At 66.0% G+C, this 16879-nt stretch carries 15 protein-coding genes; 11 read left to right on the forward strand and 4 right to left on the reverse strand.

Annotation, left to right across the window (positions count from 1 at the left end):
- Positions 1–155: 155 nt before the first annotated feature.
- Complete coding sequence (locus tag ASE85_RS10245) at positions 156–1316, reverse strand: pyridoxal phosphate-dependent aminotransferase (protein WP_056687457.1); 1161 nt, start codon at positions 1314–1316, stop codon at positions 156–158.
- A 160-nt stretch (positions 1317–1476) separates the two neighbouring features.
- Here ASE85_RS10245 and ptsP point away from each other — a divergent pair, with 160 nt between their 5' ends.
- The 11 genes from ptsP (at position 1477) to ASE85_RS10300 (ending at position 14235) form a co-directional block, all read left to right on the forward strand.
- Positions 1477–3750, forward strand: a complete 2274-nt coding sequence (ptsP, locus tag ASE85_RS10250; protein WP_056687458.1) for a phosphoenolpyruvate--protein phosphotransferase — start codon at positions 1477–1479, stop codon at positions 3748–3750.
- A 74-nt stretch (positions 3751–3824) separates the two neighbouring features.
- Positions 3825–4808, forward strand: a complete 984-nt coding sequence (locus ASE85_RS10255) for a helix-turn-helix domain-containing protein (RefSeq protein WP_056687459.1) — start codon at positions 3825–3827, stop codon at positions 4806–4808.
- Between the two features lie 69 nt (positions 4809–4877).
- A complete protein-coding gene (locus tag ASE85_RS10260) occupies positions 4878–5804 on the forward strand; it encodes a tetratricopeptide repeat protein (RefSeq protein WP_056687460.1) in 927 nt (308 codons plus the stop codon).
- A complete protein-coding gene (gene tilS, locus ASE85_RS10265) occupies positions 5795–6751 on the forward strand; it encodes a tRNA lysidine(34) synthetase TilS (RefSeq protein ID WP_056687463.1) in 957 nt (318 codons plus the stop codon). Before ASE85_RS10260 ends, tilS begins: the two co-directional genes overlap by 10 nt.
- 133 nt (positions 6752–6884) lie before the next feature.
- Positions 6885–7073 (forward strand): hypothetical protein, encoded by a 189-nt coding sequence (locus ASE85_RS10270; RefSeq protein ID WP_056687466.1) that lies wholly within the window; start codon positions 6885–6887, stop codon positions 7071–7073.
- 98 nt (positions 7074–7171) lie between these two features.
- A complete protein-coding gene (gene ftsH / locus ASE85_RS10275; protein WP_056688655.1) occupies positions 7172–9121 on the forward strand; it encodes an ATP-dependent zinc metalloprotease FtsH in 1950 nt (649 codons plus the stop codon).
- 371 nt (positions 9122–9492) lie between these two features.
- The gene (guaB, locus tag ASE85_RS10280) at positions 9493–10950 is read left to right on the forward strand and encodes an IMP dehydrogenase (RefSeq protein WP_056687468.1); all 1458 of its coding nucleotides are present in this window, start codon (positions 9493–9495) and stop codon (positions 10948–10950) included.
- Positions 10951–10991: 41 nt separating this feature from the next.
- Positions 10992–12167 carry an RsmB/NOP family class I SAM-dependent RNA methyltransferase gene (locus ASE85_RS10285; protein ID WP_056687470.1) on the forward strand — a complete coding sequence of 392 codons (1176 nt, stop codon included), beginning with the start codon at positions 10992–10994 and terminating at the stop codon, positions 12165–12167.
- Between the two features lie 77 nt (positions 12168–12244).
- On the forward strand, positions 12245–12766 hold the full coding sequence (locus ASE85_RS10290; protein ID WP_056688657.1) for a tetratricopeptide repeat protein: 522 nt from the start codon (positions 12245–12247) through the stop codon (positions 12764–12766).
- Between the two features lie 125 nt (positions 12767–12891).
- Positions 12892–14043 carry a cupin domain-containing protein gene (locus ASE85_RS10295; protein ID WP_056687472.1) on the forward strand — a complete coding sequence of 384 codons (1152 nt, stop codon included), beginning with the start codon at positions 12892–12894 and terminating at the stop codon, positions 14041–14043.
- A gap of 15 nt (positions 14044–14058) precedes the next feature.
- The gene (locus ASE85_RS10300; protein WP_443018516.1) at positions 14059–14235 is read left to right on the forward strand and encodes a hypothetical protein; all 177 of its coding nucleotides are present in this window, start codon (positions 14059–14061) and stop codon (positions 14233–14235) included.
- A gap of 110 nt (positions 14236–14345) precedes the next feature.
- Here the strand turns inward: ASE85_RS10300 and ASE85_RS10305 are convergent, their stop codons facing one another.
- The 3 genes from ASE85_RS10305 to pdxA form a co-directional block, all read right to left on the reverse strand.
- Positions 14346–14897 (reverse strand): pseudouridine synthase, encoded by a 552-nt coding sequence (locus ASE85_RS10305; protein WP_056687475.1) that lies wholly within the window; start codon positions 14895–14897, stop codon positions 14346–14348.
- A gap of 142 nt (positions 14898–15039) precedes the next feature.
- The gene (gene rsmA / locus ASE85_RS10310; protein WP_056687477.1) at positions 15040–15891 is read right to left on the reverse strand and encodes a 16S rRNA (adenine(1518)-N(6)/adenine(1519)-N(6))-dimethyltransferase RsmA; all 852 of its coding nucleotides are present in this window, start codon (positions 15889–15891) and stop codon (positions 15040–15042) included.
- The gene (gene pdxA, locus ASE85_RS10315) at positions 15884–16879 is read right to left on the reverse strand and encodes a 4-hydroxythreonine-4-phosphate dehydrogenase PdxA (protein WP_056687479.1); all 996 of its coding nucleotides are present in this window, start codon (positions 16877–16879) and stop codon (positions 15884–15886) included. The genes rsmA and pdxA overlap by 8 nt, the downstream gene beginning before the upstream one ends.

Raw genomic sequence — 16879 nt, forward strand, 5'->3', positions numbered from 1 at the left:
TGCGTCTTTTTAGTAATTTTCCTACGGAAAATTATGCGGCACCGGCCCGCTCCCCTGCCCGGCCACCCATATGATACTGCCGTTGGGTGGCCGGGTGGGGGAGCGGGCCGGTGCGGTCCCAGAAATGCGCTCTTTCGCGCATTTTTCAGAGAGCTTTACGCTTTCCACACCTTGTCGATGGCGGCGTTGAACGCTTCCATTTCGGCCATGGAGCCGACCGACACGCGCGAGATATTGGGCCAGATCGGCCAGTTGCGGCCGATCTGCACATTTTCCGCCAGCAACGCGGCCTGCATGTCCTTCGCGCTCTTCTTGCCCCAGTCGACCATGAACATATTCGCCTGGCTGCCGGGGATGACCTTGATCCCCTTGGCAGTCAGGTGGCTGACCGATTTTTCGCGGGCGGCGTTCATTTCGGCGCGGCGCGCTTTGATGAGGTCGGCCTGCGCGACCGAGACGGTGCCGCAGGCCACGGCGGTCATCGGCAGCATCCAGGTGACCTGCATGCCGTCATAGCGCATCATCTTTTCCATCAGCTTGGGGCTGGCGAAGGTGAGGCCGAGGCGCATCCCCGCCATGCCGAACAGTTTCGAGAAGGTGCGCAGGATCAACACGTCGTCGCGGGTCGCGGCCAGCTTGGCCGCGTTGGGACCGTCGACCCAGTGGATATAGGCTTCGTCCACGACCAGGATCGCATCCTTGGGCTTGTTGTTGGCCAGCCATTCGATGTCGGCGACCGGCGTGACGGTGCCGGTCGGGTTGTTGGGCGAGCAGATATAATAGACGCCGGCATTGGGATCGGCCGCGAGCATCGCCTTTACGTCATGGGCGTAATCCTTGGTCAGCGGTACTTTCTTGACCGGGGCGCCAATCCAGGCGGCGGTACGCCAGATGGCTTCATAGGTCGGGTCGGCGGTGACGATGCCGCGCGTTGGCGAGGCATAGGCGACCGCGACGCGGCTCAACGGATCGGACGAGCCGGGCCAGGCGACAATGCGGTCGGCCGGGATGCCCTCGACCGAAGAGACGGCGTCGAACAGCTTTTGATGTTCATTGTCCGGCTCGTAGCGATTGCCTTCCTGTACCAGCTTGAAGGCGGCTTCGGCGGCGACGGGGAAGGGGCCGGTCCAGCATTCGTTGGCGCCGATCTGTACCGCGCCGGCCCGCGCCTTCGCCGCCTGCTGCGCGCCCGCGCCGGTGACGCGGATGGCGGCCGCGCCGGCGCCGAGCAGCGCCGCGACCTTCGCCATCTGTCGGCGCGAATAGCCGCGCTCGCCGAGTTCCTGTTCCATTGCCGGTTCCAGTCGCGTCGCCATGATCCCGTTTCTCCCTGCGTGCCCGCCTGCGGGCTTTCAGCCTGTCTGACGAATGTCCGTTATGTTTCCGCCATGCAAATCAGCTCTGCTTAACAATATTGCGAGGCCGATCATAGGAAACGCCTTGGAAAGCGGTGCGTCAATCTGATAGCGCAACATCATGCCCAGCACACCCGCCGCCGCCGCCCGCCAGATCCTCATCCGCCTTCAGGAAGTCATGGCCGCGCGCAACAGCGCCCAGGCCAAGCTGAACAAGGTGGTGGAGATCATCGGCGAGTCGCTGTCGAGCGAGGTCTGTTCCATCTATCTGGTGCGCGAAGGCGTGCTGGAACTGTTCGCGACGCGCGGGCTGAAGCAGGAGGCGGTGCACGTCACCCGCATGGCGATGGGCGAGGGGCTGGTCGGCCTGATCGCCACCAATGTCGAGACGCTGAACCTGGACGAGGCGGCGTCCCATCCCGACTTCTCATATCGCCCGGAAACCGGCGAGGAATTGTTCCACAGCTTTGCCGGCGTGCCGATCGTACGGCGCGAGCGCGCCATCGGCGTCCTGTGCGTACAGCATGCGGAGCCGCGCAAATATGAGGAAGTCGAGATCGAGGCGCTCCAGACCGTCGCCATGGTGATGTCGGAACTCATCGCCAACGCCGAGCTGGCCGACGACGGTCCGGCTGATGCACGGATCGCGGACACCGGCACCAACATGCTGCACGGCCTGCAACTGGTGATGGGCATGGCGCGCGGCCATATCGTCTTCCACCAGCCGCGCGTCCATATCGAGCATACGGTGGCGGAAGATACGGAAGCGGAACGGCAGCGCGTCATTTCCGCCTTCACCAAGATGCGCGAGCAGATCGACCGGATGACCGGCGCGGCCGAGTTCGGCATGGAGGGCGAGCATCAGGAGGTGCTCGAAACCTACAAGATGTTCGCCTATGACGAGGGGTGGACGCGGCGCATCAACGAGGCGATCGACAGTGGCCTGACGGCGGAGGCGGCGATCGAGCGGGTGCAGCAGCGTACGCGGATGCGGATGCGCCAGATCGACGATCCGCTGCTGTCGGACCGGATGCACGATCTGGAGGATCTGGCCAACCGGTTGCTGCGGATCGTATCGGGGCAACTTGGCACTGCCGCGCAGATGGGGTTGCGGCAGGACGCGATCCTGATCGCGCGCAATTTGGGTCCGGCGGAGCTGCTGGAATATGACCGGCGGCGGCTGAAGGGCGTGATCCTGGAGGAAGGGTCGCTCACCGCGCATGTCACCATCGTCGCGCGCGCCATGGGCGTCCCGGTGCTCGGCCGGGTGCGCGACATCCGCCATCTGGTGAACGAAGGCGATCTGGTGCTGATGGACGTGGGCGCCAATTCGGTGCTGATCCGCCCGACCAGCGACATGGAGGAGGCGTTCGAGAACCGGCTGCATGTGACGCAGAAGCGCCGTGCGGAATTTACCGCGATGCGCGACCTGCCGTCGGTGACGGCGGACGGGCAGCGGGTCGAGCTGATGGTCAATGCCGGCCTGCGCGAGGATGCGCAGGCGCTCGATCTGGTAGGTGCGGACGGCATCGGCCTGTTCCGCACGGAATTCCAGTTCCTGGTGTCGGCGACCTTGCCGCAACGCGAAAAACAGCAGCGGCTTTACAAGGATGTGCTGGATGCGGCGGGCGACCGTCCGGTCATCTTCCGCACGGTCGATATCGGCGGGGACAAGGCGCTGCCCTATATGCAGCGCGACGATGATGAGCATGAGGATAATCCGGCGATGGGCTGGCGCGCGCTGCGGCTGGCGCTGGACCGCGACGGGTTGATGAAGGCGCAGGCGCGCGCGCTGCTGGAGGCGAGCGCGGGCAAGATGCTGTACGTCATGTTCCCGATGGTGTCGGAGCCTTGGGAATATGAGCAGGCGCGCGCGCTGGTCGAGCATCAGCGCGAATGGCTGTTGGCACGCAAGAAGAAGCTGCCGATCGCGGTCAGATATGGCGCGATGCTGGAGGTGCCGGCGCTGGCCGAGGTGCTGGACCTGTTATTGCCCAAGCTGGATTTTCTGTCGATCGGCACCAACGACCTGACCCAGTTCCTGTTCGCTGCCGACCGGGCGCATCCCCGGCTGGCCGAACGTTATGACTGGCTGAGCATCGCGATCTTGCGTTTCCTGGACCGGGTGGCGCGCACTTGCCACGACCATCAGGTGCCGGTCGGCGTATGTGGCGAGATGGGCGGGCGGACATTGGAGGCGATGGCGCTGATCGGCCTTGGTATTCGTCGCCTGTCAATCACGCCGGCGTCGGTCGGTCCGGTCAAGGCGATGATCCGCGCGGTGCATGCCGAGGAATTGCGCGCATTGATGCGCGAAATGCTGGATGGCGGGGCGATCGACATTCGCGCGCGGCTGACGCAATGGGCGGTCGAACGGAATATCGAACTCGGCTGATTTGGCGGGATGCGGCGTTGACAACGCCCGTCCCGCAATGAGACAAGGCCGGCCATTACAGGTCGCGGAGCAGCATGGCAGACGAAGCAGAAACCGAAGCCGGCGCCATCGGCGTGCCGGAAGCGCAGCCTTCAACCCCCGGCGCGAAGTTGCGTGCCGCGCGGGAGGCGCAGGGCCTTTCGATCCAGGATGTCGCGACCCGTACGCGCATTGCCCAGCGACAGCTGGAGGCGGTCGAGCGGGATGATTATGCCGCCCTGCCTGGCATTCCCTATGCTGTGGGTTTCGCCCGCGCCTATGCCCGCGCCGTCGATCTGGACGAAGTCGCCATCGCCGCCGAAGTGCGCCATGGCGTGCACAACAGCGATATCGGCGCCAACCGTTACGAGGCGTTCGAGCCGGTCGATCCGGCGCGGGTGCCGCCCCGGCGACTGGCCTGGGTCGTGCTGGCCATCGTGGTCGTGCTGATCGCGGGCTACACCGTGTGGCGGACGCAGTTGATGACGCCGCCGACCACGGAGGAAATCGCGCAGGACAAGCAGGAAGCGACCGGCGCGCGTCCCGCCGGTGCCGCCCCGGCCGCGCCTGTCGTGCAGACCGTTGTGTTCACCGCCGTGGACGATGTGTGGCTGCGCATCGTCGATGAAGCGGGCGAGCGGCTGAAGGACGGGACGCTCAAGAAGGGCGAGAGCTTCACCCTGCCGGCCGACGCCAAGGGGCCGACCATCCTGACCGGCCGTCCGCAGGCGCTGAACGTCACGGTGGGTGGCAAGCCGATCCCGCCGCTGGGCGCGCCCGATCGCACCATCTCCGACGTGCCGGTAAGCGCGGCCGCGCTGCTGGCGCGGGCGGCGGAAACGCCGGCAGCCCCAGCCGCCGCACCTGCCACGATACCTGCACGGGCGCCGGCGGCGCGGCCGGCCCAGCGGCCGACGACCGCGGCGCCTTCCGCAACCAATGGCCAGATGGCTGGCCAGCCGGGCGGACTGAGCGTGCCATTGCCTGCGTCGCCAGCCCCTGCACCGGCCACGGGCGGCGCGACCGGCATCCAGCCCTGAGCCATGTCGCGCTTTACCGCGCGAAATAACGGCTTATGGTCAAGCCAACAGATTTAGTCGGGGAACATCATGCGTAACGCCCTTTTTGCGACATCGGCAGTGCTGCTGGCGATAGCCGCGCCCGCCATCGTTCAACCCGCCGCCGCCCAGAGCGCGCCGGTCGAGGTGCGGGTCGATCGGCTGGAAAAGGAAATGCGCGCGGTGCAGCGCAAGGTGTTTCCGGCCGGCACGCCGATCGAGGCGGAGATCACCCGCCCGGCCACGCCCACGGTCGCGCCCGGATCGCCGGCTTCGACCCCGATCGCGGACCTGACCGCGCGGGTGGGCGCGCTGGAATCGCAGCTCGCCTCGATCACCGGGCAGGTGGAGGAAAATAGCTACAAGCTGCGCCAGCTGGAAACGGCCTTTACCAAATATAAGGCCGATAATGAGGCGCGCATGGCCGAGCCTGCGCCTGTTGTGCCGACATCCGTGACGCCTGCGCCGGTCGCGGCTGCGCCCCAGTCCCAGCCCCAGCCAAAACCCGCTGCGCCCAAGCCAGTGGCGCCGGTCGCCAGCGAGGCGCGCAAGAGCGCCGTGGCGGCGGTGGAGCGGCCCGATACGGGTGATGCGGCCAGCGACGCCTATAATTATGGCTTCCGCCTGTGGGACGCGAAATTCTATCCCGAGGCACAGGGCCAGTTGAAGGCCACGGTCGAGAAATATGGCACCAGCCCGGTTGCCAGCAAGGCGCAGAATCTGCTGGGCCGCGCCTATCTGGACGATGGCAAGCCGGCGCTCGCGTCGGTCGCCTTTTATGAAAATTACCAGAAGCGGCCGCGTGGCGACCGGGCGCCCGACAGCCTGACCTATCTGGGCGAGGCGCTCATTCAACTGAAGAAGCCGGCCGACGCCTGTAAGGTGTATCAGGAACTGGAGCAGGTCTATGGCGACAATCTGTCGTCCAGCCTGCGCGGCATGATGACCGCAGGGCGCGCCAAGGCGAAGTGCAGCTAAATACAGGCAGTGCAGCGCTGACGGCGCGGCTGGAGTCCGTGCTCGTCGGGGCGACGCAGGCGCTGGTCGGCAACGACCCGGCGGCGCGGTTCGGCGTGGCCGTGTCGGGCGGGCCGGACAGCATGGCGCTGCTGCTGCTGGCGGCGCGCGCCTTTCCGGGGCGGGTGGCGGCGGTCACGGTCGATCATCAATTGCGGGCAGCTTCGGCCGATGAAGCGGCGATGGTCGGGGACTGGTGCGCCGGGCAGGGGATCGCCCATGCGACGCTGACACCCGATGGCCCGGTGGCGGGCAATGTGCAGGCCTGGGCGCGGGCGATGCGATACCGGCGGATCGAGGCATGGCGCACCGACCAGGGCATCGACTGGATCATGACCGCCCATCATGCCGACGACCAACTGGAAACGATGCTGATGCGGCTCAACCGGGGATCGGGCGTCGGTGGCCTTGCCGGGGTCCGGGCGCGATCGGGGCGGGTGATCCGGCCGCTGCTCGCGGTGCGCAAGGCGGCGTTGCAGGCTCTGGCGGAGGCGGAGGGGCTGCCCCACGTCCATGATCCGTCCAATGCCGATCCGCGTTTCGACCGGGCGATGCTGCGGACGGCGCTGGCCGGGGCAGACTGGCTGGATGCGCAGGCGGCGGCGCGCAGCGCGGCGGCGCTGGCCGAAGCCGAAGCCGCGCTTGTGTGGAGCGTGGCGGACCTGGCGCAGGCTTATGTGCGCAGCGACGGGGCCGGATGGCGGCTGGAGCGGACCGATCTGCCGCGCGAATATCTTCGGCGGCTGGTGCTGCATATGCTGGAGCAGGCGGGCGTACCGCAGCCGCGGGGCGAGAGCCTTGACCTGGCGCTGGCCGAGGCGCTGGCGGGGCGACAGGCGAGTCTGGGCGACTGGCTGCTCAAGGGTGGTGGGCAATGGCGGCTGGCGCCGGCGCCACCGCGCCGCTGACGGTCGTTACGGAAAGGTTCCACGGATCGTCGCATCTGCTCCACGGACTGCCGATTTACGTGGGTATGAGGCTCTTTCCTTCATCGGTTTCCGCTTTAATCGGTCCGATGGGTTTAGCGGGATTTGGCATATCATGATGGAGTTTGCGGCACTGACCTATGGCCTGCTGGCCAGCGTGATCCTGTCGGCGGCGCAGCAGAACCGAAAACTGGCGCGGCCGCATCCGCCGCTGCTGTTGTATATGGGCTATTTGCTGTGTGGTCTGTCGGCCGGCCTGGCGCTGGCGCTGGGCTATGTTGCGCTGACGTTGCTGGGCGTCTGATCATCGACGGGACCGGGTGAATTAGCGGGCGGGACGGGCCTGCGCCTGCTTGCGCTTTTGCGGACGCGCCCTATCTTGGCTGGCGAAAGTGAGTGATGATGAACGACGAGAAAGACCCGCAGGGCAACCCCTGGATCAAGAGCGCCATGATTTGGGCGGGCGTGATCGTCGCCCTGCTGCTGTTCGTATCGCTGTTCGACAGCCGGACGACGTCGGCTGCTGGATCGGCCATCGCCTATTCCGAATTCCGGTCCAAGGTGCAGGAAGGCCAGGTCAAGGACGTCGCTATTGCGCCGGACCGGATCAGCGGCACCCTGTCGAGCGGCCAGAAATTCACCACGGTTCCCGTCACTGATGCGGGCCTGACGGGCCTGCTCGATGACTATAATGTCAAATATTCCGGTCAGGCGCAGGATCAGCCGAGCTTCTGGCAGATACTGCTGTACCAGTCGCTGCCGTTCCTGCTGATCCTGGGTATCGCCTTTTTCGTGCTGCGCCAGATGCAAAAGGGCGGCGGCGCGGGTGGCGCGATGGGCTTCGGTAAGTCCAAGGCCAAGCTGCTGACCGAAAAGCATGGCAAGGTCACGTTCGATGACGTCGCAGGCATCGACGAAGCGCGCGAGGAATTGCAGGAAATCGTCGAATTCCTGAAAGACCCGACCAAGTTCGCGCGTCTGGGCGGCAAGATTCCCAAGGGTGCGTTGCTGGTCGGTAGCCCCGGCACCGGCAAGACACTGCTGGCCCGCGCGATCGCGGGTGAGGCGGGCGTGCCCTTCTTCACCATTTCGGGTTCGGACTTTGTCGAAATGTTCGTCGGCGTGGGCGCAAGCCGCGTACGCGACATGTTCGAGCAGGCCAAGAAGAACGCACCCTGCATCGTCTTCATCGACGAAATCGACGCGGTCGGCCGCCATCGTGGCGCGGGCCTGGGCAACGGCAATGACGAGCGCGAACAGACGCTGAACCAGTTGCTGGTCGAGATGGACGGTTTCGAAGCGAATGAGGGTATCATCATCGTCGCGGCGACCAACCGCCCCGACGTGCTGGACCCCGCGCTGCTGCGTCCGGGCCGTTTCGATCGTCAGGTCGTGGTGCCCCGTCCCGACATCGAGGGCCGCGAGAAGATCCTGGCCGTGCATATGAAGAAGGTGCCGCTGGCCCCGGACGTCAATCCGCGCACGATTGCGCGTGGCACGCCCGGTTTCTCCGGCGCTGACCTTGCCAACCTCGTCAACGAAGCGGCTTTGACGGCGGCCCGGCGGGGCAAGCGGCTGGTCGCCATGGACGAGTTCGAATCGGCCAAGGACAAGGTGATGATGGGTGCGGAACGCCGCTCCATGGTCATGACCGACGATGAAAAGAAGATGACCGCCTATCATGAGGCTGGGCACGCCATCGTGTCGGTCCATGAAGCCGCGTCCGATCCGATCCACAAGGCGACGATCATCCCGCGCGGCCGTGCGCTGGGCATGGTGATGCGCCTGCCGGAACGGGACAGCTACAGCTATCACCGCGACAAGATGCATGCGAACATGGCCGTCGCCATGGGCGGGCGCGTGGCCGAGGAAATCATCTTCGGCTATGACAAGGTGTCGTCGGGTGCTTCGGGCGACATTCAATATGCCACCAAGCTGGCGCGCGACATGGTCACGCAATGGGGCATGTCCGACAAGCTGGGGCCGTTGCAATATGAAGAGCAGCAGGGCGAAACCTTCCTGGGCTATTCGCAGAGCCAGCGCGTCCATATGTCGGACGAGACGGCCAAGCTGATCGACGCCGAAATCCGCGCTCTGGTGGAGCAGGGCTATGCCCGCGCGCAGGAACTGCTGAAGGGTCATGAGGACCAGTTGCACCTGCTCGCCAACGCGATGCTGGAATATGAGACGCTTAGCGGCGAGGAGATCAAGGCGCTGCTGGAAAAGGGTGAGATCACCCGCGACGACGGCACGACGATCAAGCCTTCGGTCATTCCGGCGGCTGGGTCTTCGATCCCGCGCATCCGCAAGCGCAAGGGTCCGTTCGGCGAGGCTTCGCCGGCTGGGGCGTAAGGGCTGGGTTTAACGATAGGAGAAAAGAAGGGCGTGGCGGTGGCCGCGCCCTTCTTGCATTATGGATACGGCATTTTCGGCCGCTTGCGGACATCCAATAGCCATTCAGACTGAGCGTGTCGAAGCCCTTTCTTTTCTTTAAAGCCTCGTGTTTTGAAGAAGAAGTAAGCCGTTCGACAGGCTCAGGGCGAGCGGCATTCGGGAAATGGAGCGGCCGAAAGCCATCCAATCGCGTTGTCCCACCATCCCCGCAATAAAATCCCGTAGGGGTCTGGCCGTTTGGCGTCGGAGTGGTTACATGGGCCGCCACAAATCCCCCAGCGATCCGGCTTCCCTCCGCCGGGTCGGCACAAAAGAAAGTGGCTTTTTCCATGGACATCCGCCTTGGCCTCACCTTTGACGACGTGCTGTTGCAGCCCGCCGAATCCGATGTGCTGCCCAGCCAGGCGGATACGTCCACCTATGTGACCAAAGCGATCAAGCTGAACATCCCGATCCTGTCATCCGCCATGGACACGGTGACGGAGGCCGACATGGCGATCGTGATGGCGCAGCTTGGTGGGATCGGCGTGTTGCACCGCAACCTGACGGTCGAGGAACAGGCCGACGCCGTGCGCGCGGTCAAGCGGTTCGAAAGCGGCATGGTCGTCAATCCCATCACCATCCTGCCCACCGCCACGCTGGCGGACGCGCAGATGCTGATGCAGCGGCACAAGATCAGCGGCATTCCGGTGGTGGAGCAGAGCGGCAAGCTGGTCGGCATTCTGACCCATCGCGATACGCGCTTCGCCGAAAATCCCGCCCAGCCGGTCAGCGAATTGATGACGAAGGACAATCTGGCCACCGTCAAGGTCGGCGTGGGTCAGGAAGAGGCGCAGCGTCTGTTGCATGGCCGCCGGATCGAAAAGCTGCTGGTGGTGGACGACGCCTATCATTGCGTTGGCCTGATCACGGTCAAGGATATCGAAAAGGCAGTCACTTACCCGCAGGCGACCAAGGACGGCACCGGCCGCCTGCGCGTTGCCGCCGCGACGACGGTGGGCGAAAAGGGGCTGGAGCGCAGCCGCGCGCTGATCGACGCGGAATGCGACCTGATCGTCATCGACACCGCCCATGGCCATAGCCGTCAGGTCGCTATCGCGGTGGAAGCGGTGAAGAAGCTGTCCAGCCATGTGCAGGTGGTCGCCGGCAATGTCGCCACCGCCGAAGCGACCAAGGCGCTGATCGGCGCAGGTGCGGATTGCGTGAAGGTCGGCATCGGACCGGGATCGATCTGCACCACGCGCGTCGTCGCGGGCGTGGGCGTGCCGCAACTGACCGCCGTGATGGATTCGGCCGAGGAAGCACATAAGCAGGGCGTGCCGGTGATCGCCGATGGCGGGCTGCGCACGTCGGGCGACCTGGCCAAGGCGCTGGCGGCCGGCGCGGGCTGCGTCATGGTGGGGTCGCTTCTGGCGGGTACGGCAGAGGCGCCGGGCGAAACCTTCCTGTATCAGGGTCGCGCCTATAAGAGCTATCGCGGCATGGGCAGCGTCGGCGCGATGGCGCGCGGCAGTGCCGACCGCTATTTCCAGGCGGATATCAAGGACCAGATGAAGCTGGTGCCCGAAGGTATCGAAGGCCAGGTGCCGTTCAAAGGCCCGGCCAAGGATGTCATCCATCAGCTGGTCGGCGGCGTGAAGGCCGCGATGGGCTATACCGGCAGCGCCACGATCAGGGATTTGCAGGAACGCGCGCGTTTCGTGCAGATCACCAATGCAGGCCTGTCCGAAAGCCATGTCCACGACGTGACGATCACGCGGGAAGCGCCCAATTATCCGACGCGGTAAATAATATTCCCCTCCCTTAAAAGGGAGGGGGGAAGGTAGAGATGACACCATCTGCCCGCATACAGGCCGCGATCGATCTGCTGGACGCCATCATCGCGTCCGCCCGCGATGGCGGGCCGGCGGCCGATACACTGATCGCCCGCTATTTCAAGGAACGGCGCTATGCCGGTTCGCGTGACAGGCGGGCGGTGCGCGACCATGTCTATGACGCGATCCGCCGGGCGGCCGAACGGCCCGATACCGGGCGCGCGGCGATGATCGGCGTGGCGTCGGAGCGGCCGGAGGTCGCGGCGTTGTTCGACGGGTCGGTCCATGCGCCGTTGCCGATCGAGCCGGGTGAAACGTGTGCGCACGCTGGCGCGGTGCCGGGCTGGTTGCAGCCGCTGCTGGCCGCGCCGGTGGAGCAGGATGCGCTGCTGGGGCGGGCGCCGGTGGATCTGCGCGTCAATCGGCTGAAGGGCGATCCCGCCCGTGTCGCGCCGATGCTGTCCGATGCGGTGGCGATCACGGGCTTGCCCGATGGACTGCGGCTGCCCGAAGGCTATCCGGTGGAGCAGCAGGCCGTCTGGAAGGACGGGCTGGTCGAGGTGCAGGATGCGGGCAGTCAGTGGATTTCGGTGGCCTGTGGCGCGCAGCCGGGCATGACGGTGGTGGACCTGTGCGCGGGCGCGGGTGGCAAGACGCTGGCGCTGGCCGCAGCGATGCAGGGCAAGGGTAGGCTGATCGCGGCCGACACGATCCGGTCGCGGCTGGCGAGGCTGGAGCCGCGGGCCGAGCGGGCCGGGGCTTGTCTTATCGAGACGCTCCTGCTGGACCAGAGCCATGAGGTGAGCGGGCTGGAGAGCCTGCGCGGCAAGGCGGACGTCGTGCTGGTCGATGCGCCCTGTTCGGGCACCGGAACCTGGCGGCGCAACCCTGAGGCGCGCTGGCGGCTGACGCAGGCGCGGCTGGACCGGCTGGTCGCCGAACAGGCGCGTATCCTCGATTTCGCGGCGCCGCTGCTGGCGCCCGGCGGGCTGCTGGTTTACGCTACCTGCGCGCTGACCGACCGCGAAGGGCGGGGGCAGGTCGATGCTTTCCTGTCGCGCCATGCTGGCTGGACAGCCGAGCCGGTCGCCCTGCCCGTGGGCCGCGCCCATGGCGCCGGACTGTTGCTGACGCCAGGGCATGACGGCAGCGACGGTTTCTTCTTTGCACGGTTGCGTCGGGGGGCGTGAAACAGGCGATGGACAAGCGCCCGCAAAATAGCGACACTTGTTCTGAATTAGCGCCTGAAACATGGCTGGAGATAATGATGCGTTTCACCCCTGCCTCGATCGCCCTCGCCGTCGTCCTGACCACTGTGTCGAGCGTGGGATTGAGCCAGAAGCCCGACAGCCAGATCATTCCGCAGTCGCTTGAATGGCAGAAGGCAGGCGAAGCGGCGCACAAGGCCGGCAATCTGGAAGGCGCGACCGACGCGCTGGAAAGCGCGCTGGCGATCGACCCGCGCAATCGCGCCGCCTATGTCGAACTGGCCGAGGTCGCGCGCGCGCAAGGGCTTCAGGGCAAGGCGATCCGCCTGTACAAGGAAGCGCTGCTGCTGGATCCGACCGACCTCGTTGCGCTGGCGGGACAGGGTGAGGCGATGGTCGAGAAGGGCGCGGTCGCCAGGGCCAAGGAGGTGCTGGCGCAGGCGCAGGCCCTGTGCAAGGGCGATTGCGCACCGGTCGGCAAGCTGTCGGCCGCGATCCAGAAGGGGCCGCCGGCCGTTGCCATGACGACGGCGAAGGACATGGACCCTGCGGCCAAGAAGGCGCCGACCGAAACGCAGTAAGCGGTTATGGCATCGGGCGTATTGAAGGCTCGATCATCCGCGCGGTATTTTGACTTAACCGGCCGGGCGGGGCAAGGCCGGGTCGACGGGCGCATGCAGCGCGCCGTTCGCTGGCGAGATTTTCCATGACCTTCACCGACTTCGACGTCGATCTGTTCCTGCGCGATTATTGGCAGAAGAAGCCGCTGCTGATCCGCAATCCCTGGGGGCGCTGGACCAATCCCGTGGAGCCGGACGAACTGGCGGGCCTGGCCTGCGAGGACGGGATCGAATCGCGGCTGATCGGCCGGGCGGACGGGCGCTGGACGGTGGAGCATGGTCCGCTGCCGGAGGATCGCTTCGGGCATATGGGGGATCAGCCCTGGACTTTGCTGGTGCAGGCGGTGGACATGCATGTGTCCGATGTCGCGGCGCTGATCGCGCCGTTTCGCTTCGTGCCCAACTGGCGGATCGACGATGTGATGGTCAGCTATGCCACGGACGGCGGGGGCGTGGGCGCGCATTACGACCAGTATGATGTGTTCCTGATCCAGGGGCTGGGACGGCGGCGTTGGCGCGTGGGGCAGCATTGCGATGCCGACACGCCACTGCTGGTGCAGGAAGATTTGCGCCTGCTCGCCGCGTTCGAGCAGACGGACGAATGGGTGCTGGAGCCGGGCGACATTCTCTATGTGCCGCCGGGAGTCGCGCATGATGGCGTTGCGGTGGGTGATGACTGCATGACCTATTCGGTCGGTTTCCGCGCCCCGGCGCGCAGCGAACTGGTCGAGCAGTTTTGCGCGCATGTCGTGGGCGAGATGGAGGAGGACGACCGCTATGCCGACCCGGACCTGACCGTGCAGGCCAATCCGGGCGAGATCGGTGCGGCGGCGCTGGCGCGGTTGCAGGCGATGGTGATGGAGGCAGTCAGCGATCCGGCGGCCTTTGCCCGTTGGTTCGGTGGTTATAGCAGCGATCGCAAATATCCCGAACTGGACTTCCGGCCGGAGGAGTCGATCGGTGCCGAAGATGTACGCGAACTGGTGCAGGATGGCGTGGCGCTGTGCCGCAACCCCGCGAGCCGCTTTGCCTTCGTGGCGCAGGGGGCAGGGGCGGTGACGTTGTTCGTCGATGGGCAAGACTATGGGTGCAGTGGAGCGGCGACGGTGTTGGCCGAACAGTTGAGCGCAGCGGATAGGCTGGTGGTCGATCCCGCACTGCTGGCGGATGCGACGGCGGTGGCGTTGATCGTGACGCTGTTCAACGAGGGCAGCGTGAGCTTCGACCCGGAGGACTGAGCGATCCGCACACGGTTGAGCATCTGCGCGAAGAAGACGCGCTTTGCGTCGCAGGACGCGGCGCTGGCGGTGGCGTTGCGGGCGGATGTGCCGCTGCGGCCCTATCGCTGCGACCGGTGCCGGCAATTTCACCTGACCAGCCGGACAAAGGGGAAGCGGGTGCTGCGCGGGACGTTTGTAGACGGAAATTGATGCGTCATTGAGAGCGTGTAGTGGGCGTTCCCCGGCGTAGGCGGGAGACGAGTCTCACGCTTCGGACTGGACCCCGGCCTGCGCCGGGGAACGCGGAAGGCGGGGGAAGGTCAGCCGACCTGAACTTCCCGCCATTGCCCCGGTTGCAGGCCGTCCAGCGTCCAGTCGCCGATGCGCCAGCGGACGAGGCGCAGCGTGGGGTGGCCGATGGCTGCGGTCATGCGCCGAACCTGGCGGTTGCGGCCTTCGTGGATGGTGAGGCTGATCCAGCAATCGGGGATGCTCTTGCGCACGCGGATCGGCGGGTTGCGCGGCCAGATGTCCGGCGCATCGACCCGCTTGGCTTCCGCCGGGCGGGTGAGGCCGTCCTTCAGGTCCACGCCTCGGCGCAGGACGGCGAGCGCTTCGTCCGTCACCTCGCCCTCGACCTGCGCCAGATAGGTTTTGGCGGTCTTATATTTGGGGTCGGCGATGCGGGATTGCAGGCGACCATCGTCGGTCAGCAGCAGCAGCCCCTCGCTGTCGCGATCGAGCCGGCCGGCGGGATAGACGCCGGGGATGGCGATGCAGTCGGACAAAGTCGCGCGCGCGGTTTCGGTGCCGCGATCGGTGAATTGCGAGAGCATGTCATAGGGTTTGTTGAACAGGATCAGGCGGGGCATGGGCTATCCAGTCGGTTCGGAATGCGGGTCGGTACGAGAGCATCGACTCTTACGCCGATCGCCCTGAGCGACGTCGAAGGGTCTTTCAAGAAGCAAGGGGCTTCGACAGGCTCAGCCCGAACGGTTTGAAGTGGTCGCTTTTTCAGCGGCTCAATATGCGGGCGACTTCGACAAACTCTTCGACGCTCAACGTTTCGGCGCGGCGCTGTGGGTCGATGCCGAGCTGCTCCAGCGCGTCGAGCGCGCCGGGCAGGCCTTTGAGGCTCTGGCGCAGCATCTTGCGGCGCTGGCCGAAGGCGGCGGCGGTGAGGCGTTCGAGAAATTTGAGTTGTACGCCGTCCGGGGCAGGTTTGGGCGTGATGTGGACGACCGCCGACATGACCTTGGGTGGCGGCGTGAAGGCGCTGCGGTGCACCTTCATCGCGATCTTCGCGTCGCTGCGCCATTGGGACAGGACGGCGAGCCGGCCATAATGGTCGGTGCCGGGCCTGGCGACGATGCGCTCGGCCACTTCCATCTGGAACATGAGCGTCAGGCTGTTCCACCATGGGAGCGGCGACCAGTCAGCCGAGAGCCAGCCGATCAGCAGGGGGGTGCCGACATTATAGGGCAGGTTGGCGATGATGTGGGCGCCTGTCCCTGCCTCGGTCAGCGCGTCGACCTGCATCGCGTCGCCGGAAATGACGCGCAATTGGCCGGGGAAGGCTACCTCCAGTTCGGCGAGAGCGGGAAGGCAGCGATGGTCGCGCTCGACCGCCACCAGCTTTGCGCCGGCGCGCAATATGGCGCGGGTCAGGCCGCCGGGGCCGGGGCCGACCTCGAACGCCGGGGCGTCCTTGAGCGGGCCGGGAATGGCGGCGATGCGGTCCAGCAATTGCTCGTCGAGCAGGAAATTCTGGCCCAGAGCCTTGCTCGCGGCAAGGCCGTGGCGTGCGATCACATCACGCAGCGGCGGCAGACCAATTTTGTCTTGGTCGGGGCGGGCGTCAGCCATGGGCGATACGGGCGCGGGCGGCTTCGGCCGCCATCTTGAGCGCGGCGATCATCGCGCCGGGATTGGCGCTGTCGGTGCCGGCGATGCCGAAGGCGGTGCCATGGTCGGGCGAGGTGCGCACGATGGGCAGGCCCAGCGTGATGTTGACGCCATCGTCGAAATTCAACGTCTTGATCGGGATCAGAGCCTGATCATGATACATGCAGAGCGCCGCATCATAGGTTTCGCGGGCGCGGGCGTGGAACATGCCGTCGGCAGCGAGCGGCCCCACGATGTTCAGCCCTTCGGCGCGCAGCGATTCGATCGCGGGGCGGATGATGTCGATCTCTTCCCGTCCCAGCGCGCCATTTTCGCCGGCATGCGGATTGAGACCGGCGACCGCGAGGCGCGGGCGGGCGATGCCGAAATTGCGTTGCAGCCCCTTGACCGTGGTCAGCGCACGAGCGCGGATCAGGTCGATGGTGAGGACCGACGGCACGTCCGCCAGCGGGATATGGATGGTGATCGGCACGACCTTCAGGGAGGGGCCGGCGAGCATCATCACGGCATTATGCGCCGACACGCCGCAGCGTTCAGCCACGAATTCGGTCTGGCCCGGATGGGTGAAGCCGACGCCGTATAATTGTTCCTTGCCCACCGGGGCGGTGACGATGCCGGCCGCCGACCCTTGCCGCGCCAGGCCGACCGATACTTCGAGCGCCTGAAAGGCGGTGCGGGCGCCGTCGATGCTGGGGCTGCCCGGTACGATCTCACCTGCATCCGCGACCTGAAGGCACGGCAGGGCGCTATCGAAGACCTGCGCCGCCTCTTCGGGCGAACTGATCGGTGCGATCGGCCCCAGCCAGACGGCGCGCAGCGACGCGGCGTCGCCGACCGCGAAGAAGGACGGCAGGCCACGCGCCTGTCGCATCACCCAGCTTTTTGCGACGATTTCCGGCCCGATCCCGGCGGGATCGCCCAGCGACACCGCAAAGGGTGCAAGAGGCAC

The sequence above is a fragment of the Sphingobium sp. Leaf26 genome (assembly GCF_001421665.1).
Taxonomy (GTDB): domain Bacteria; phylum Pseudomonadota; class Alphaproteobacteria; order Sphingomonadales; family Sphingomonadaceae; genus Sphingobium.